This window comes from Variovorax restrictus (genome assembly GCF_051216715.1).
Lineage (GTDB): Bacteria > Pseudomonadota > Gammaproteobacteria > Burkholderiales > Burkholderiaceae_C > Variovorax.
In genome coordinates this window covers 890,959-908,996 of record NZ_JBPJZH010000001.1, presented here as the reverse complement: position 1 = coordinate 908,996, position 18,038 = coordinate 890,959, and the positions used below count along the sequence as shown (strand labels likewise).

Here is an 18,038-nt window from a genome sequence, read left to right as displayed (position 1 = left end):
CCCACATGTTGAAAGTCTTCTTCCTGCTCTTCATGGCGGGCGGCATCCCGGTGGCCGTGGCCATGGCCGGCGCGTCGCTGGTCTACATCCTGACCAGCGGCACGCTGCCGCCTTTCGTGGTGATCCACCGCATGGTCAGCGGCATCGACAGCTTCCCATTGCTGGCCGTGCCCTTCTTCATCCTGGCCGGCAACCTGATGAACAACGCCGGCATCACCACCCGCATCTACAACTTCGCGCTGGCACTCGTCGGCTGGATGAAGGGCGGGCTCGGCCATGTGAACGTGCTCGGCTCGGTGATCTTCGCCGGCATGAGCGGCACCGCCATCGCCGACGCCGCGGGCCTCGGCACCATCGAGATCAAGGCGATGAAGGAACACGGCTACTCGACCGAGTTCGCCGTGGGCGTGACGGCGGCGTCGGCCACGCTGGGGCCGATCATTCCGCCGAGCCTGCCCTTCGTGATCTACGGGATGATGGCCAACGTGTCGGTCGGTGCGCTGTTCCTCGCGGGCATCCTGCCGGGCGTGATGCTGGCCATCTTGATGATGATCACGGTCGCCTATTTCGCGCACAAGAACAAATGGGGCGGCGACATCAAGTTCTCGAGCACGCGCCTGTTCAAGGCGCTGACCGAGCTGGCCGTGGTGGTCGGCTGGCCGCTGCTGATCTGGCTGCTGGTCGCCAAGCTCGGCACACCGCCGCAGCTCACGGTGTTCGCGGGCCTGGCCTCGTTGTTCGTGCTCGACAAGATCTTCAAGTTCGAGGCGCTTCTGCCCATCATGACGCCGGTGCTGCTCATCGGCGGCATGAGCACGGGCCTGTTCACGCCGACCGAAGGCGCGATCGCGGCCTGCGTGTGGGCGCTGATCCTCGGCTTCGCCTGGTACAAGACGCTGTCGTGGAAGATGTTCGTCAAGGTCTGCATCGACACGATCGAGACCACGTCGACCGTGCTCTTCATCGTGGCCGCTGCGTCCATCTTCGGCTGGATGCTCACCGCCACCGGCGTGACCACCGACATCGCCGCCTGGGTGCTCGGCTTCACGAAGGAAGCCTGGGTGTTCCTGCTGCTGGCGAACCTGCTGATGCTGTTTGTCGGCTGCTTCCTGGAACCGACGGCCGCCATCACCATCCTCGTGCCGATCCTGCTGCCGATCGCCCTGCAGCTGGGCGTGGACCCGATCCACTTCGGCCTGGTGATGGTGCTCAACCTGATGATCGGCCTGCTGCATCCGCCCATGGGCATGGTGCTCTTCGTGCTGGCGCGCGTGGCGGGCCTGAGCTTCGAGCGCACGACCATGGCGATCTTGCCGTGGCTGGTGCCGCTGCTCGTCGCACTGGCGGTGATCACCTATGTGCCGTCGTTGGTACTGTGGCTGCCCAAGATGTTCTTCTGATCGCCCATACACAAAGAGAACCACGATGACTCCCTTCATTCGCCTCCATCCCGCCGACGACGTGGTGATCGCGCGCGCCCAGCTGGTGGGCGGCACCACGGTCGAAGGCGTGGCGGTACGCGGCCTGATCCCAGCCGGCCACAAGGTCGCGATGCGCGCCATCGCGCCGGGTGAGCCGGTGCGCCGCTACAACCAGATCATCGGCTTCGCCAGCCGGCCGATCGCACCCGGCGAGCACGTCCACACGCAGAACCTCGACATGGGCCCGGACAAAGGCCACTTCGAGCGCGACTACGCCTTCGGCGCCGATGTGAAACCCGCGCCTGCACAACGCGAAGCCACCTTCATGGGCATCAAGCGTGCCGATGGCCGCGTGGCCACGCGCAACTACATCGGCGTGCTGACCAGCGTGAACTGCTCGGCCACGGCCGCACGCGCGATCGCCGACCACTTCTCGCGCAAGACCAACCCGTCGGCGCTGGCCGACTACCCGAACGTCGACGGCGTGGTCGCGCTCACGCACGGCACGGGCTGCGGCATGGACACGCAGGGCATGGGGATGCAGATCCTCGAGCGCACGCTGACCGGCTACGCCACGCACGCCAACTTCGCGGCGGTGCTGGTGGTGGGCCTGGGCTGCGAGGCGAACCAGATCAACGCCTGGCTCACGACCGGGCACTTGGCTGAAGGCGAGAACTTCCAAACCTTCAACATTCAGGACACGGGCGGCACGCGCAAGACCGTCGAGAAGGGCGTGGCCCTCATCAACGGCATGCTGCCGCGCGCTAACGCCGTCAAGCGCGAACCCTGCAGCGCGGCGCACATCACCATCGGCCTGCAGTGCGGTGGCTCGGACGGCTATTCGGGCATCAGCGCCAACCCGGCACTGGGCGCGGCGGTCGACCTGCTGGTGGCGCACGGCGGCACGGCCATCCTGAGCGAGACGCCCGAGGTCTACGGCGCCGAGCACCTGCTGACGCGCCGCGCGGTGAAGCGAGAGGTCGGCGAGAAGCTGGTCGAGCGCATCCGCTGGTGGGAGCACTACACCGACATCAACCAGGGCGAGATGAACAACAACCCCTCGCCGGGCAACAAGGCGGGCGGCCTGACGACCATCCTCGAGAAGTCGCTGGGCGCCGTCGCCAAGGGCGGCACCAGCAATCTCGAAGCGGTCTACGAATACGCAGAGCCAGTGACGGCGCACGGCTTCGTCTACATGGACACGCCGGGCTACGACCCCGTGAGCGCCACGGGCCAGGTGGCCGGCGGCGCCAATGTCATCTGCTTCACCACCGGCCGCGGCTCCGCCTACGGCTGCGCGCCCTCCCCGTCACTCAAGCTCGCAACCAACTCCGCGCTGTGGAAGCGGCAGGAGGAGGACATGGACATCAACTGCGGTGAGATCGTCGACGGCACGGTGTCCATTCAGGAGATGGGCCAGCGCATCTTCGACATGGTGCTGGCGACCGCGTCGGGCACGCCATCGAAAAGCGAGCAACACGGCTACGGCCAGAACGAATTCGTGCCGTGGCAAGTCGGCGCGGTCATGTGACGCACAGGAACCTCATGTCGACAACACTTCAAGCATCCCGTCTTCGCGCCCAGGTCGCCAGCGTCATCGCTGCAGCCGGCAGTTCCCCCGCCGAGGCCGACCAGGTCGCCGGCAACCTCGTGCTCGCCAACCTGAGCGGCCACGACTCCCACGGCGTCGGCATGGTGCCGCGCTACGTCGACGCGGTGGCGGAGGGTGGCCTGAAGCCGAACGCGTCGGTCAAGGTGACGGCCGACATCGGCACGCTGCTGGCCCTCGACGGCCAGGGCGGCTACGGGCAGATCGTCGGCGTGCAGGCGATGGAGATGGGCATCGCACGTGCGAAGCAGCACGGCAGCTGCATCTTCACGCTGGCGCATGCGCACCACCTCGGCCGCATCGGCCACTTCGCCGAGATGGCGACGGCGCAGGGCCTGGTGGCGATGCACTTCGTCAACGTGCTGTCGCGGCCGGTGGTGGCGCCATGGGGCGGTGGCGACGGGCGCTTCGGCACCAACCCGTGTTGCATCGGTGTGCCGCTGGCGGGCGCGGAACCCTTCGTGCTGGACTTCGCCACCAGCCGCGTGGCGCAGGGCAAGATGCGCGTCGCGCACAACAAGGGCGAGCGCGTGCCGCCCGGCTACCTGATCGACGAACAAGGGCGGCCGACCGACGACCCCGGCGTGGTCGTGGTGCCGCAACCGAACGGCCTCTTCGGCGCGCTCATGACTTTCGGCGAGCACAAGGGCTACGGCATGGCCGTGGCCTGCGAACTGCTCGGCGGCGCCCTGACCGGCGGTGGCACCTGGCACCGGCCGGCCGACACAGCGCGTTCGGTCTTCAACGGCATGCTGACGGTGCTGATCGACCCCGCCAAGCTCGGGACGCAAGCCAGCTTCGAAGCGGAAGCGAACGGCTTCGTCGAATGGCTGCGCCAGAGCCCCCCGGGCGCAGGTTTCGACGTCGTGCAGATCGCCGGCGAACCGGAGCGACGCGCCCGCGCTGCGCGGGAGCGCGACGGCATCCAGATCGACGACGCGACCTGGGCCGAAATCGTCGAAGCCGGCCAAAAAGTCGGTTTGACAGTTTCGTGAAGTTGTTCCGCGTTTCTGTGGATAACACTGTGCGCAGTCGCGGGACCACGCTGCGCAAAGCCTGACGCCACAAGGCTTTCCGCCACATTGCCTGTTACACGGGCACCCGCATGCCAGGCGCCGGGCGCCCCGTCAGAGCATCAGCTGAATTGCAGCGTCCAGATGCTCCGACGGCAGGCGCCGGAAGCCCGAGCGCGCGTAGCGCTGCAGCCGCCCTGCGACGAAGGCGGTGAGCGCACCAGCGCGCACCTGCGCATCGACGGTCGGCGTGTCCGACCCGTCGGCGATGACGGCCCCGCGCAGCGCCTGGCGCAGCGTCGACTCGATCTTGTCGAAAAACTGGTTCATGCGGCTTTGCAGGCGCTCGTTCTCGTAGACCAGCGCGTCGCCCACCATCACGCGGGTCATGCCGGGGTTCTTTTCGGCGAACTGCATCAGCATGGTGACGATGCGCGCGGCCTGTTCCTTGCCGTCGCTTTCGCGCTCGACGATCTGATTGACCAACGTGAAGACGCTCTGCTCGATGAAGTCGATGAGGCCTTCGAACATCTGCGCCTTGCTGGCGAAGTGCCGGTAGAGCGCGGCCTCGCTGACCTCCAGTTGGGCCGCCAGCGCCGCCGTGGTCACCCGTTCGGCGCCGGGGCGCTCCAGCATGGCCGCCAGCGTCTGCAGGATCTGCACCCGCCGCTCGCCCGGCTTGGGCCGTTTGCGGACGGCCGGGGCTGGTGCATCGGGCGTCGAAGCGGCGTCAGGGGCTGGCGCGCTGAACTCTTCGTTTTCCATGGGCGGCGTGCGCATATGTAAAAAAATGATTCTCGCACAGCGACGTGAGTGCATGCCAACCGATCGCGAATGCATCAGGCGCGAGGCGCGTGACCTCTCGCGCAAAATACGCACTTTTCGACAGCGAATCACGAATCCGATGAACAAGAAGAACATTCTGGTAACCGGCGGCGCAGGCTTCATCGGGAGCCACACCTGCGTGGCGCTGATCGAGGCGGGCTACGTGCCGATCATTTTGGACAACCTCGGCAACAGCGACCTGCGCGTGCTCGACCGGCTGGCCATCATCACTGGCCACAAGCCCGACTTCATCGAAGGCGACGTGCGCGACCGAGCGGTCCTCGACGCGGTGTTCAGCGCGCACGACATCGCCGGCGTGATCCACTTCGCCGGCCTCAAGGCGGTCGGCGATTCGGTGGCCGACCCCATCACGTACTACGAGAACAACGTTCACGGCACCTGGGTGCTGACCGCCGCCATGCAGGCCGCGGGCGTGAAGACGCTGATTTTCTCGTCGTCGGCCACGGTGTATGGCGAGCCCGAGCGTTCACCCATCCCCGAAGACGCGCCCTGCCGCCCGGCCAACCCCTACGGCCGCTCCAAGCGCATGGTCGAAGAGGCACTGATCGACCTGCAGCTCGCGCAACCCGACTGGCGCATCGCGCTGCTGCGCTACTTCAACCCGGTGGGCGCGCACGAGAGCGGCCACATCGGCGAACACCCGCAGGGCAAGCCCAACAACCTGATGCCCTTCGTGTGCCAGGTGGCCGTGGGGCTGCGCGAGAAGCTAGCGGTGCACGGCGGCGACTACCCGACGCCCGACGGCACCGGCGTGCGCGACTACGTGCACGTGATGGACTTGGCCGAAGGCCACGTCGCCGCGCTGCGCCATGCCGAGAAGGCGCCGGGCCTGGTCACGCTGAACCTGGGCACCGGCACGGGCGCGTCGGTGCTCGACGTGGTGAAGGCCTTCGAGCGCGCGTGCGGCAAGCCGATTGCCTACGACATCGGGCCCCGCCGCGCAGGCGACGTGCCGGCTTACTGGGGCGACCCGTCGCTGGCCGAGGCCACGCTGGGCTGGCGCGCCCGGCGCGGGCTCGACGCGATGTGCGCGGACAGCTGGCGCTGGCAGCAGGGCAACCCGCGCGGCTACGAGTGAGAACATGCGAATGAACCTGCTGCGCACCCCGATCTCGCATCTGCGGTCCTCACCGCACGGGCGTGCGGCTCCGGTCCTCGACGCAAGCTCGGGGCGCTCGCGACGGGTCCTTCACATGTTCTGCGCCGGTGCCTGAGCCTCAGCGCGCCCGAATCATCGTCCCGTAGGCCTGGTCGGTCAGGATCTCGAGCAGCATCGCGTGCGGCACGCGGCCGTCGATGATGTGCACCGCGTTCACGCCGCTCTTGGCCGCGTCGAGCGCGCCTTCGATCTTCGGCAGCATGCCGCCGGAGATGGTGCCGTCGGCGAACAGTTCGTCGATCTCGCGGGCGCTCAGGTTGGTCAGCAGGTTGCCGGCCTTGTCGAGCACGCCGGGCGTGTTGGTCAGCAGCATCAGCTTCTCGGCCTTGAGCACGGTGGCCAGCTTGCCGGCCACCACGTCGGCGTTGATGTTGTAGCTCTCGTTCTCTTCGCCAAAGCCGATGGGGCTGATGACGGGGATGAAGGCGTCGTCCTGCAGCGCCTTGACCACGCTCGGGTCGATCGAGACGATGTCGCCGACCTGGCCGACGTCATGCATCAGCGACGGGTCGGTGCGGTCGGCCAGCTTGAGCTTCTGCGCGCGGATCAGGCCGCCGTCGCGCCCGGTCAGGCCCACGGCCTTGCCGCCGGCCTGGTTGATCAGCCCCACGATGTCCTGCTGCACCTGCCCGGCGAGCACCCATTCGACGACTTCCATCGTTTCCTCGTCGGTCACGCGCATGCCCTGGATGAAGCTGCCCTTCTTGCCCAGGCGATTGAGCGCGGCTTCGATCTGCGGGCCGCCGCCGTGCACCACGACCGGGTTCATGCCCACCAGCTTGAGCAGCACCACGTCTTCGGCGAAGTCGGCCTGCAGGGCCGGGTCGGTCATGGCATTGCCACCGTACTTGATGACGATGGTCTTGCCGTGGAACTTGCGGATGTAAGGCAGCGCCTGGGCCAGGATCTCGGCCTTGTCGCGGGGAGGAATGTTGAGGACAGGGTCGGTCATGGACGTTCCGGTTCAGAGGTGGGCAAATTGTGCCGCAAGGGCGTGTCGGGCGGTCGGCGGAACACCGAGCGGTGCGCGACGACGAGCAGCAGCACCAGGTCGATGCCGACGCGCGCCGTCCACGCGAAGGCTGCGCCGGCCAGGCCGAATTCATGCAGCCCGACGATCAGCAGCGGGAAGTAGACGAAGGCTTCGGCCACGTGCAACTGCGCCGTGATGCGCGCCAAGCCCGCCGCCTGCACCGCCGCGAAGGGCACGAAGGCCATGCCGTTGAACAGCAGGCCGAGCGCGAGGATGGACGCCACCGGCGCAGCACGGTCGGCAAAGGCCTCGCCGAGCCACAGCGAGATGCCCCAGTGCGCGCCGAAGGCCAGTAGCAGGCTGATCGGCACCAGCACGGCGGTCACGAGCAGGAGCGAGCGCCGGTAGAGCCGCGCGGCGCCGGCGATGTCGGTGGCGATCAGCGAGGCCAGCCGCGGGAACAGCGCCGTGGTCAGCGCACCGGGGAGGATCAGCACACGCAGCAACAGCTCCGACGGCACGGTGTAGTACGCCACCACGGCCGCGCCCAGCACGCCGGAGATGACGAACCGATCCGCCGTGACCATGAGCGGGCTGATGATGTTCGACACGGTCATCCAGGCGCCGAAGGACAGCAGCTGGCGCAGCTCGTGGCGCCCCGCGCGGGCGGCGCCCAGGTCGCTGGCCAGGTGCCGGCGCACGAACACCCAGTGCGCCGCGACGAACACCAGCCGCGCAGCCATCAGCAACGCGACGATCCACGTGAGCGACGGGCCGAACAGCAGCACGCTCAACGCCGGCAGGCCGAAGGTGGCCACGCCCAGCGCCATGCGCAACAGGTTGACCGCGCGGAAGTCCTCGTAGGCCTCGAGCACGCCGCGCAGCCCCACAGTGACGGTGGTGAAGGGCACGGCGGCCGCCGCGATGAGCAGGGCCTGCGCGACATCGGCATGCAGGGCCGGCGACACCTTCAGGCCCCGCGCGGCGAGCGGCTCGACCGCCAGCGCCAGCAGCACGCCACCCAGCACGCCCATCGCTCCGGCGAAGAGCAGCCCGGTCTTCACCAGCGCCGGCACCTCGGCCCCGCGGCCGGCCACGCGCTTCTGCGCGACCTGCTGCGTCAGCGCGCGCCCCACGCCCAGGTCGAACAGGCTGAAATAGCCGATGAGCGCCCAGATGAGCGTGAGCACGCCGAAGGCTTCGACGCCGATGCTCCGGACCAGATAGGGGAAGAGCGCCGCGCCAACTAACAGCGGGAACCCGGCGCCCGCCAGGTTCCAGAGCGCGTTGCTTCGCAGGGACATCAACAGCCGGCGACGCGATCGCGGCTCAGGGCCGCAACCAGCGCGGGACCTTGAAGCGGACGATCATCAAGTAGGCGATCACGTAAGTCGTGACGAACAACAGACAGCACCCCATCAGCACCAGCGTGTTGTTCCAGAACAGCACGGCAGGCACCACCGACAGCGCGGCGAACATCCACAGGTAGGGCGAGGTGCGGTTGTTGCGCGCGAGCAGCTGGCGTGCCTCGTCGTCGCTGAAGGCGACCCGCACGATGCGCCGGAAGATCAGCTGATGGAAGTGCAGCGCGTCGGCCATGCCGGGCGACTGGCCGCGCGCCACCTTGCGGTAGATGGAAAACACCGTCTCCCACACCGGGTAGATCAGCAGCAGCATCGGGAACCACGGCGACACGGTGGGGTGCCGCTGCACCAGCGACACGCAGGCCACCGCGATCACCATGCCCCAGACGTAGGCGCCGCCGTCGCCCGCGAAGATCTTGCCGCTCGGGTAGTTCCACATCAGGAAGCCGAGCGTGGCGCCCACCAGGCAGATGACCATCGCGGCCAGTTGCCGGTCACCCACCTGCAAGGCCACGTGCGAGATCGCCAGGCAGACCAGCACCGCCACCGTCCCGGCCAGCCCGTTGTAGCCGTCGATGATGTTGAAGGCGTGCGGCAGCCCGCCGATGGCGACCACGGCCAGCAGCACGGCGAAGATGGGCGCGGCGCGCATCCAGCCATCCACCAGCACGAAGCCGGTGCGGTGCACCCCGAGCCCGAGCACCCAGCACAGCAGCAGCGCCGACCCGATGGTCAAGGCCAGGCGGTAGCGCACCGGCACGCGCTGCGTCACGTCTTCGGTGATGCCACTGAGCACCGCCGGCGCGATGCACAGCAGCACCAGGCCCGAGGCCGTGGCCGGCCAGCCGACATTGAACGGATCGCCGAACCAGCCGGCCGAGAGCCATGCCAGCCCCGTGCCGACGAAGACGCCCGCGCCCCCCAGGCGCGGCACATGGCCCTTGTGGAACCGCTGCGGCATGTCCGCCGCGTAGCGCCGCGCATGCTTGCGGGCACGCCGCATGACCACCAGCACGGCCAAGGCGGAAAAGACGAAGCTGATGACGATCAGGGCAATCATGAGAAAAAGGGAAGGTTCGGGGAACCTAGAATTCCCGAGCGAAATTAGACCATGCCCTTTTCCCCGCCCCTCTCGCCAATCGCGCGCCCCGTCACCGTCTCGATCGTGAGCCATGGGCAGCTGGACCTGATCCGGCCACTGCTCGAACAGCTCGACCGCTTCAGCAGCGCCATGGTCGACAAGGTCGTCCTCACGATCAACATTTCAGAGGCCGATGTGCTCGGTGATGCGCGCTTCCGGTTCCCGATCGAGCGCATCGAGAACGCGGCGCCCAAAGGCTTCGGCGCCAACCACAACCAGGCCTTCCAGCGCTGCACGACGCCGTGGTTTCTGGTGCTGAACCCGGACATCCGCTTCGACCGCGATGTGCTCGCGCCGCTGGTCGCCGCTGCATCCGCCGACTGCGGCTTGCTCACACCGCGCATCCTCGAGCCCGGCAAGAGCGAACCGGAGCAGCACCGGGCCATCATCACGCCGCTGGAGATCCTCACGCGCCGCCGGCCGGGCTACGTGCGGCCGGCCGTGCCGGCGTGGATCCCGGGGTTGTTCATGCTCTTTCGTGCCGAGACCTACGCGACGATCGGTGGCTTCGACGAGCGGTTCTTCATGTATGGCGAAGACTTCGACATCTGCGCGCGTACGCGGCTGGCGGGGTGGCGGCTGCAGGTGGGGGAGGACCTGGTGGCGTTGCACGATGCGCGGCGAGCCAGCCATGGGAGCCATCAGCATCTGCGCTGGCATATCGCCAGTTTGTTGCGCGTTTGGACCTCGCCGGCATTCTGGAAATACCGGGCACTCCGCGACCGGTAAAATCGCAGCCCGCACCGAGTCCGCGACATCAGGTCCGCAGCTCACAAACAACCACACGCACTTCGGCATCACGAAGTGCCCTCCCCCTACAACGCAATGACCTTCGTCGAAATGAAGCTCTTGTCTTCAACGATCCGCAAGGCGACGACAACCGCGGGTCACCATCCATGAGCCAAGCACACTCCAACCTGCATCGAAGCGCCTGGGCCGACTGGTGGGAAGGCACGCGCCGTACCGACATCTGGTGGACGCTTGCCTGGTTCGACATCGTGCTGCGGTATCGCCGCTCGATGTTGGGCCCCCTCTGGATCACCTTGAGCATGGGCGCCATGATCGGCGGCATGGGGCCGCTCTACAGCTCACTCTTCGGCACCGAACTGTCCAAGTTCTTCCCGCATTTGGCTTTGGGGCTCATTTTCTGGAGCTTGCTCGCCAGCATGGTGACCGAATCGTGCAACGCTTTCGTTGGCTCGAGCAACTACCTCAAGCAAGGCTACTTTCCGATCAGCCTTTTCGTCTGGCGAGGACTGTCGCGCAACGTCATCCAGTTCGCCCACCACATCGTGCTGTACATCCCGGTGGCCCTGTGGGCGGGCATCTCGCTGTCCTGGTCGGCACTGTTGATCATTCCGGCTTTTCTCCTGCTGCTCGTGAATGCGCACGCCCTGGGGCTGGCATTGGGACTGGTATGCACCCGCTTTCGGGATGTCACGCAGATCGTCACGAGCGTGATGCAGATGCTGATGTTCTTGACCCCCGTGTTCTGGCTGCCCGAGAACCTGCCTGGGCGAGCCCGATACATTCTCTGGAACCCTCTCGCGCAAATGCTGGAATTGCTTCGCCAACCGCTCATGGGCGGCGTCGCCGACGCACACAACTGGATCGGCATTGCGGTTTGGACGATCGCTATCCTGATCACGTCGGGTTTGCTGTTCGCGAAATATCGCCGTCGTGTTGTTTACTGGCTTTGAAGATGACGTCCATCTCTCTCAAAAACGTGTCTGTCAGCTTCCCCATCTACGGGGCGGGCTCGGCTTCGCTGAAGAAAACACTGGCGGCGTCGGTCACAGGCGGCCGGTTCGGCAAGGAGACGGGCGTCAACGTCGTCGAAGCGCTGAGCAACATCAATCTCGAGTTGAAGAGCGGCGACCGCCTCGGACTGCTCGGGCACAACGGTGCCGGGAAGTCGACCTTGCTGCGCGCCCTCGCCGGCGTCTATGAGCCTTCCGCGGGCGAATTCGTTCGCTATGGCTCGGTCGCGAGCCTCATCGATCCGTCGCTCGGCATCGAACCCGATGCCACCGGCATCGAGAACATCATGCTGCGCGGCCTGGTCATGGGGATGAGCAAGAAGCAGGTGGACGACATGACGCCGCAGATCTGCGAATTCAGCGGCTTGGGCGAATACGTCAACATGCCCGTGCGCACCTATTCCACCGGGATGATGATGCGACTGGCTTTCTCCATTTCCACCAGTGTCGAAGCGGACATCCTCCTCATGGACGAATGGCTTTCGGTCGGCGATGCGGAATTCACGGAGAAGGCAGAGCAACGGATGCGGGACGTCGTCTCGAAGTCCGGAATTCTCGTGCTGGCCTCGCACTCCATGGACTTGATCCGCAAGGAATGCAATCGAGTGGTTCGTCTCGAGCATGGCCGGATCGCCGAGGCCTATGACTTGCCGGCGCCTGCGGCCGCTTGACCCTCTCCCCGCTGCGATGGCCGACCGCATCCCAACGTCCGATGTCTGCGCGGTGGTGATCACCTATCGGCCCGATCTCACGGTGCTTGAGCAGGTCGTCCGCAGCGTTCTACCGCAAGTGGGCACGCTGCTGCTGTTCGACAACGCGACGACCGACCCAGCGCTGGACCGGTATCTGGACGAGGCCGACGGCATCTCGTTCGTCGTGATGCGCTCACCCGCCAATGTGGGACTGGGCGCAGCGATGAACCGCGCTGCGGACTACGCCAAACAGCAGGGCTTCCGCTTTCTGCTGCTCTTGGACCAAGACAGCCTGCCCGATCCCGACATGGTCGCGACATTGAAAGCTGCCCTTGAGGACTTGCAACGGGCCGAGCCTGTGGCTGCCGTCGGGCCGCAGTTCAGGGACAGGCGCAGCGGATATGTCGCACCTTTCGTGAAGGTCAGATTTCCTTTCAGCCAGAAGTTGCCGGGCGGGCCGGGTGAACGTGTGGCGTGCGATTTCTTGATCTCCTCAGGGACCCTGCTCCCGCTCGAGGTCATAGCCACCGTCGGCGGCATGGACGAAAGCCTCTTCATCGACAACGTCGATCTCGAATGGTGCTTCAGGGCGCGTCACCACGGCATGGCCTTGTATGGCATTTGCGATGCGCGCATGAGCCACAGCATCGGCGACTCGCTGAGGCCGTCGCGCTTCAAGCGGGCCGGCATCATGGTGCATCAGCCGCTGCGGCTCTACTACATCATGCGCAACCGCGTCTTGCTCTATGGGCGAAAAGAAACACCCATCGCCTGGATCGCACAAGACATCCCGCGACTCATCCTCAAGTTCTTTGGCACGGCCACGTGCATTGCGCCACGACGAGCCTACCTGCGCGCCATGACGCGTGGCCTGTACGACGGCGTCCGCGGCGCTGCGGGACCGCTGCAACGCTGAACGCCGGGCCGGCAGCCGCGCGGGCGCTCAGCAAAGCGCGGCGGTTGCCGCAATGGCGAGATAGGCGAGACGCCGCACTTCATGGCGCCCGCGGGTCACGTTGTCGAGTACCAAGCCAGCAGACATCGACAGCATTGCCGAGATCATGATCGCGGCGGACAACACCGCCGTGGGCAAACGCGGGACCTTGCCTGACTCGAAGTACTCGACCACGACAGGAAAGGCCAAGCCCACCGAGAGAAGCGCCAACAGGGCAGCGGCACCACCGAAGCACGCCAACGGCCGCTCGCTCAGATAGAGCCTGGCAATCGTCCTCAGAATGCGCCAGCCGTCGCGATACGTCGACAGCTTGCTTTCGGACCCTGCCGGACGCGACCCGTAGGGCGTCACGATCTCGCCATAAGGCATTCGCAACTCGAGCGCGTGCACCGTCAGCTCGGTCTCGGTTTCGAAGCCATGGGAAACAGCCGGGAAGGATTTGACATAGCGCCGGGAGAAGGCACGGTAGCCCGACAGCATGTCGGTGAACTCCCCGCCGAAGATCCTCACCACACCGCCGGTCAACAACCGGTTGCCCCATTGGTGGCCGCGTCTGTATGCAGCCCCTGCATCGACCTGCTCGGTCTGACGGCAACCGACCACCATGTCGAGCCGATCATCGATGAGCTTGTCCACGAGGCGGTGCACGCTCGCCGCATCGTAGGTTGCATCGCCATCGACCATGACATAGACGTCCGCTTCGACATCGGCAAACATGCGGCGCACGACATTGCCTTTGCCTCGCAGCGAGACACGAACCACTTCGGCACCCGCCGACCTCGCGACCTCGCTGGTGCGATCGGTCGATGCGTTGTCGAACACGTAGATCGCGAGCTGCGGCATCGCCGAACGAAACGCGCGAATCACGGCATCGATCGCTTCCTGTTCGTTGTAGCAGGGCACGATAAGCGCCACTCGCTGGCCGCGATAGCGCTCGACGCCGGCACGCATCCGGGCTTCTGAATCTGACACTTCCTTCTCCCTCATTGGAAACCCATCCGAAATTGCAGCCGTGCATTTTCAGGCGACCCATCCACACGCAGCAGCGAGTCCTCGGACGGCACGTCGTGCGTCCAGAACGCAACGGCGTTTGCCCCATCGTCCAGCGAAATCTCGAACCGAAGACGGTCGTTCGAGTTCACTGTCAAAGGCTCTTTCAGCGTGAAGGACAAGTAAGCATTGTCCATGGCTTCAACAAGCGGGCGGCTGGCGTCTGCGCACGCCAACGCAAGCTCGCTGCACAGCCGGATCTTCAGCACGCCATCGGCCACGCCCCCGCCTGTGCCGATCAACACCGCCACATCGGAGATGCGTCCTGCCCGCGGGGACACCAGGGCCCCCTCGGCCTTCTGCCCTTGCCGGAACCAGAGGGGCCGCGTTGGTGCCGCCGCGGCGTCAGGAATCTCGACGCGTCCCGGCCAGAACGCCCCGATCGGGACGTCCACGACATCCGGCGACGGCGTCGAAGGTCGGGCAACGTTTTCCAGATGAACATGCGAATAGCGATTGAAGACCTGAAGAAACTCGTCCTCCGGCATCGCCGGATAGCGGCTGCGCCAGAAGTCGAGCGCCGGTACCGCCGTCACATGAGCGACCGAAGCGTAGCCAAGTCCGTTGAATACCGCCCCCGGCATGCCCGCGATCGCCAAGGTTCCGCCCAATGCCCGCGCTTCCTCGTCGAGGGAGCGGGTCACCGGGGTGTCATGGCGCGCAAAGATCGGGACCGTGGACTGGATCGGATTGAACCCGATCAATACCAGCGCGCCGCTGACGGCGGACGCCCCCAGCATCGCCTCGAACACCGGCCAGCCGAAGCGCTTTGCCAGCGCGAGTGCTACCAGCAGGACAGGTACCACGACGAGATCATTGGACCGCAGGACGACCGCATTCCATCCGTCCGCACCGTCCAACCGAATGCCCTTGAACAGAACCCAGCCGGCAACGACGACGACTGCCCATGTCGTGAAGCGCAAAGGCGTCACCATAAAGCGTGCCGAGCCGGCCCACAGCGCCGCAACCAACATCAGGAGAAGTCCCGCCGCGTACTCCATGCGCTCCGGCTGAACATGGTTCCACAAGAGGGGAGCGCCCGCCCACGAGGGCAGCGGCAGCAGCATCCAGGCGTACATCAGCGCCAAGCCGCCGACAAGGGGCACGATGCGTCGACGCGCGACCTGGTCTGTGGCGGCCACGTGGCGTGATCCGTAGTCCCGGAAGCAGAGAATCATCAGCAGGAACGCGGCACCGACGCAGCCCACTTCGCTGGTGTTCTGTCCGATCACGCTTTGGTAGTTCCAATCGAAGGTTCCGAAGGGAAAGAACTGCGCAAACCATTCCGACCACGGCACGGCGCCCCCACCGGCACTTCGATGCCCCGGGTAAACGGTCGTGGCCGTCTTGCGCAGGTAACTTTCCAGATAGAGCGCCGCCGTGGCGCCCGCGAGTGCGGTGGTGACAAGGAGCGCAAGCAAGCGCCGCGGTTGCAGCCACTCACGGCCGAAAGCGAGCAGGATCGTCGCGGCGACGAAGGCCAGCGAGAGAAAAAGCGGCGGGTAGAAGTTGGTGATCAACCAAGACGCGCTGAGCCAGTAGAACAGCGCCAGCCGCATCGCGACCGGCCCTGAAGTCAGCAGCACCCACACCGTCCAGGGGAACAACGCGAAGACGGGCCCCTTTTCGCTCCACCAGAACTGCGCGAAGCCGGTGAAATAGAGTCCGATCGCGAGGAAGATGGCCGCGCCTCGACCCAGACCCAGCCGCGCAAACAGCAGCGCGTGGCCGACGATAAAAAGGGCTGTGACGGCGAACCAGTGAGACGAGTAGGCGCGCGCCGCATCGACCACAAGGTAGGCCCACATCGTGGGCTTGAAGATCAAACCCCAGTCGAAGATCGGCATCCCGTAGTTGATGCGGAGGTCTTCTTTGTAGAACGAGGTCTTGTTCGTCCGCTCGAAGCCGTTGTTGACGGTCGCCTGGGTCAGTGGCGTCACCACCGCCCACTCGTCCGACCGAATGGGGCGCGGCTCGCCGAAAACAAGTCCCGTGTCTTGCACGCCCAACTGCCGAAGCACGATGCCGTACGACGAGGGAGACCAATGCTGCCCGACATACACCGCGCCGCAGACAAGGACCAAGACCGCATACCGAAGCCACTGAGCGCGCGGGACAAGCCGCGCAACTGCGGCAGAGACTAGATTCGAGGAGGCCATGCGAGCCGGAAGTCTTCGTGGGTGAGTGTCAAATTGGGGCTGTACGCCGGGTCGACGAGCAGGTGCTTGCCCCACGTCTTCATCATGTAGTCGACCTCGCTGTTGAAGCGGGCCTGCTTTTCCGGTGCGACATCGGTGCCGCGCGTTGCAGATTCGTGGTGGAACAACTCGGCGTAGGGTGTCCAGACATTCCTCAGACCCGACTCACGCAGGCGCAGGCAGAAATCGACGTCGTTGAAAGCCACCTTCAGGTGCACTTCGTCGAGCCCCCCCACCGATTCGTACCGGTCCTTGCGCACGACGAGGCATGCAGCGGTCACGGCCGAGAACGACTGGATCAAATCTGCACGGCCGAAATACCCGCGGTGGCCCCGCGGGAGGTGCTTGTGTGAATGATTGGCCACGCCTCCCACCCCCAGCACGACCCCGCCATGCTGGAGCGTCCCATCGGGGTACCAGAGCCTGGCCCCCACCGCACCGACGCCCGGCTGGAGGGCGATGGACACCATTTCGGACAGCCAGTTCGGCGAGATCACCTCGATGTCATTGTTGATGAGCCCGATCACCTCGCCGGACGCCTGGGCCACCGCCTTGTTGTTCAGCGCCGAGTAGTTGAACTCGCTGTCGTCTCGAATCACCTTAAAGCCAGGGCGCAGCGAGAGCGACTGGAAATAGGCGATGGCCGATGCATCATCCGACCCGTTGTCGACGAGGACGACCTCGTAGTTCGGATAGGTCGTGAGCGCAAAAATGCTGTCGACGCATTGGCGCACCAACGCCTCTGCATTGCGCGTCGGGATGACGAGCGATACCAAAGGTGCAGGCACCGGCAGGTCGTAGCGTGCGCGATAGCCCTGCCCGATGTATTCAACACGCCCTTTGACGCCGGTTCGCTGGAAGTGCTCGTTCAAGGCACGCTCACCTGCGATCTGGGCGTAGGGCTTGGCATCGGTCGCGCTCGCGGTACTCTCGGCATGCACTCGCCAGTGGTAGAGCACGCGCGGGACGTGTACCACCTGCGTCGGCTCGATCAGCTCGATGCAGCGCAGGACCAAGTCGTAGTCCTGGGAACCCTCCAGCCCCAACCGAAAGCCACCGATCTGGCGCAGCAGCGCCGCGTCGTAGACCCCCAGGTGCGAAAACATGTTCTGCGAATAGAACAGGTCTAGATTCCAGTCCGGCTTGAAATAGGGCCCCACACGCACGCCATCGGCGTCGATCTTGTCCTCGTCCGAGTAGATCAGGCGCGCATCGGGATGCCTGTTGATCGCGTCGGCAACCCAGAACAAGGCGTGTTCGGGCAGCACGTCGTCATGGTCCATCAGGGCAACGAATTGCCCCGTGGCAATCTCCAACGCGCTGTTGGACGCCGCCGAGATGTGGCCGTTCTTTTCACGGAGCACCAATCGAATGCGGTTGTCGGCCTTGGCCAGCCGCTCCAGGACCTCGCGACACCTCGGATCGGGCGAGGCGTCGTCCGCGATGCACAGTTCCCAGAAGGGATAGATCTGAGCCTGAACCGACGCGATGGCCGCTTCCAACCACACAGGGTTGGGGTTGTAGGTCGGCATGACGATCGATATCAACGGCTTGTTCGGCATGGCCTCGAGGCGCTGGCGCAGGCCTTCGCGCATTTCGGCGTCGAGCGTGTCGTAGCGACGGACCCATTCGCCGTAGTCCTGCGTCAGACCCAGTGCGTCGCTGGTGGACCGCCGCAACCCTGCCAAGCCCGACTGCTGAAAAATCTCGAAGCCGCGGCGCGAGGCGCGCCAGACGCCGCCGTGCCGAAGGATCGCCGCCGGAAGCCGCTGCGCGGTAGCGCGAGCCTTGAGCTCGACCGTCTTGACGCGACGCAGAGGCGCGGTCAGACGCCAGCTGGTGGACTGTTGGAGCGCC

The 18,038-nt window shown here is 65.6% G+C and carries 15 protein-coding genes; 8 read left to right on the top strand and 7 right to left on the bottom strand.

What is annotated here, in order from left to right:
• The first annotated feature begins 5 nt into the window (after positions 1-5).
• The 3 genes from ACSFA0_RS04255 to ACSFA0_RS04245 are packed head-to-tail and all read left to right on the top strand — an operon-like array spanning position 6 to position 4,025.
• Positions 6-1,400 (top strand): TRAP transporter large permease, encoded by a 1,395-nt coding sequence (locus ACSFA0_RS04255; protein WP_435448981.1) that lies wholly within the window; start codon positions 6-8, stop codon positions 1,398-1,400.
• 25 nt (positions 1,401-1,425) lie between these two features.
• A complete protein-coding gene (locus tag ACSFA0_RS04250) occupies positions 1,426-2,952 on the top strand; it encodes a UxaA family hydrolase (protein ID WP_435448980.1) in 1,527 nt (508 codons plus the stop codon).
• A 14-nt stretch (positions 2,953-2,966) separates the two neighbouring features.
• Positions 2,967-4,025: a malate/lactate/ureidoglycolate dehydrogenase gene (locus ACSFA0_RS04245; RefSeq protein ID WP_435448979.1), complete on the top strand. Its 1,059-nt coding sequence runs from the start codon at positions 2,967-2,969 to the stop codon at positions 4,023-4,025.
• A gap of 132 nt (positions 4,026-4,157) precedes the next feature.
• Here ACSFA0_RS04245 and slmA read toward each other — a convergent pair whose 3' ends face one another.
• Positions 4,158-4,808, bottom strand: a complete 651-nt coding sequence (slmA, locus tag ACSFA0_RS04240) for a nucleoid occlusion factor SlmA (protein ID WP_435450888.1) — start codon at positions 4,806-4,808, stop codon at positions 4,158-4,160.
• 139 nt (positions 4,809-4,947) lie between these two features.
• Between slmA and galE the strand changes: the two genes are divergently transcribed.
• Positions 4,948-5,967, top strand: a complete 1,020-nt coding sequence (galE, locus tag ACSFA0_RS04235; RefSeq protein WP_435448978.1) for a UDP-glucose 4-epimerase GalE — start codon at positions 4,948-4,950, stop codon at positions 5,965-5,967.
• A gap of 139 nt (positions 5,968-6,106) precedes the next feature.
• Here the strand turns inward: galE and argB are convergent, their stop codons facing one another.
• The 3 genes from argB to ACSFA0_RS04220 are packed head-to-tail and all read right to left on the bottom strand — an operon-like array spanning position 6,107 to position 9,445.
• The gene (argB, locus tag ACSFA0_RS04230) at positions 6,107-7,000 is read right to left on the bottom strand and encodes an acetylglutamate kinase (protein ID WP_435448977.1); all 894 of its coding nucleotides are present in this window, start codon (positions 6,998-7,000) and stop codon (positions 6,107-6,109) included.
• Positions 6,997-8,325 carry a flippase gene (locus tag ACSFA0_RS04225; protein WP_435448976.1) on the bottom strand — a complete coding sequence of 443 codons (1,329 nt, stop codon included), beginning with the start codon at positions 8,323-8,325 and terminating at the stop codon, positions 6,997-6,999. Before ACSFA0_RS04225 ends, argB begins: the two co-directional genes overlap by 4 nt.
• A gap of 25 nt (positions 8,326-8,350) precedes the next feature.
• Positions 8,351-9,445, bottom strand: a complete 1,095-nt coding sequence (locus ACSFA0_RS04220) for a glycosyltransferase family 4 protein (RefSeq protein ID WP_262076667.1) — start codon at positions 9,443-9,445, stop codon at positions 8,351-8,353.
• 51 nt (positions 9,446-9,496) lie between these two features.
• Here ACSFA0_RS04220 and ACSFA0_RS04215 point away from each other — a divergent pair, with 51 nt between their 5' ends.
• From ACSFA0_RS04215 to ACSFA0_RS04200, 4 genes are all read left to right on the top strand, one after another.
• On the top strand, positions 9,497-10,255 hold the full coding sequence (locus ACSFA0_RS04215; protein WP_435448975.1) for a glycosyltransferase: 759 nt from the start codon (positions 9,497-9,499) through the stop codon (positions 10,253-10,255).
• A 167-nt stretch (positions 10,256-10,422) separates the two neighbouring features.
• Positions 10,423-11,226: an ABC transporter permease gene (locus ACSFA0_RS04210; protein WP_435448974.1), complete on the top strand. Its 804-nt coding sequence runs from the start codon at positions 10,423-10,425 to the stop codon at positions 11,224-11,226.
• Positions 11,227-11,228: 2 nt separating this feature from the next.
• Positions 11,229-11,957 carry an ABC transporter ATP-binding protein gene (locus ACSFA0_RS04205; protein ID WP_435448973.1) on the top strand — a complete coding sequence of 243 codons (729 nt, stop codon included), beginning with the start codon at positions 11,229-11,231 and terminating at the stop codon, positions 11,955-11,957.
• A 16-nt stretch (positions 11,958-11,973) separates the two neighbouring features.
• Positions 11,974-12,894, top strand: a complete 921-nt coding sequence (locus ACSFA0_RS04200) for a glycosyltransferase family 2 protein (RefSeq protein ID WP_435448972.1) — start codon at positions 11,974-11,976, stop codon at positions 12,892-12,894.
• 27 nt (positions 12,895-12,921) lie between these two features.
• Here the strand turns inward: ACSFA0_RS04200 and ACSFA0_RS04195 are convergent, their stop codons facing one another.
• The 3 genes from ACSFA0_RS04195 to ACSFA0_RS04185 are packed head-to-tail and all read right to left on the bottom strand — an operon-like array spanning position 12,922 to position 17,887.
• Positions 12,922-13,884, bottom strand: a complete 963-nt coding sequence (locus tag ACSFA0_RS04195) for a glycosyltransferase (RefSeq protein ID WP_435448971.1) — start codon at positions 13,882-13,884, stop codon at positions 12,922-12,924.
• Between the two features lie 32 nt (positions 13,885-13,916).
• A complete protein-coding gene (locus ACSFA0_RS04190) occupies positions 13,917-16,142 on the bottom strand; it encodes a DUF7657 domain-containing protein (protein WP_435448970.1) in 2,226 nt (741 codons plus the stop codon).
• Positions 16,124-17,887 (bottom strand): glycosyltransferase family 2 protein, encoded by a 1,764-nt coding sequence (locus ACSFA0_RS04185; protein WP_435450887.1) that lies wholly within the window; start codon positions 17,885-17,887, stop codon positions 16,124-16,126. Before ACSFA0_RS04185 ends, ACSFA0_RS04190 begins: the two co-directional genes overlap by 19 nt.
• Positions 17,888-18,038: the final 151 nt, after the last annotated feature.